The following is a 574-nucleotide window of genomic DNA, read 5'->3' as shown; positions in this document are numbered from 1 at the left end:
TGACCCATTTCGGTACTTGGCCTGCTGGTATAGCACTGCGGTAGGTTCGCTCTTTAAGCCAATCGGCAAAGGTAATGCGGGTGTGGTGGACTGCAGCTGTAAACCGCGCAGCATCGTCGGGATTGCGTACTTGGACAAGCATGTAGCCCAGTTTCCGGATTGCTTTATGCGCTGGGTGAATCGGGTTGCGGCTGATATCAGCGAAGGTGTTGCGCTGGACGTGAACTAGGCAGCGCTGGATGGCAACGTCGGGCCATTTAATGCGCAGTGCCTTGAGTGCTCCGCCTGCCCCGTCGGTGGTGACGATGAGTGGTTGCGCGATTTTGTCGAGCAGTTTCAGGTACTCGTATGAGCTTTCACGCAGGCACCAGTGCCAGGCGATGACGTGTGTTTCGGTGCAGGCTACCAGCAGGCATTTCTTGTGGAAGTAGGTGCCGTCGATAAAGACCTGGTCGTAAACACGATAGGGGTCAGTAGACGTGGGCACGGTGATAAACCACAGCAGCTTGAACCACCGGGTCAAAGTCCGCCTTGTTACCCCAAGGCGTTTGGCTAAATGGTCTGCGGATTCGCC

General features: G+C 55.9%; 1 protein-coding gene. It reads right to left on the bottom strand.

What is annotated here, in order from left to right:
* On the bottom strand, nucleotides 1-574 hold a 574-nt coding region (locus QP994_RS11065; protein ID WP_284866832.1), incomplete at both ends, for a transposase.

The organism is Corynebacterium sp. MSK044, assembly GCF_030232825.1.
In the GTDB taxonomy this organism is placed as follows: Bacteria; Actinomycetota; Actinomycetes; order Mycobacteriales; family Mycobacteriaceae; genus Corynebacterium.
The sequence above is the reverse complement of the archived record's forward strand: the minus strand, read 5'-3'. Positions and strand labels throughout refer to the sequence as shown.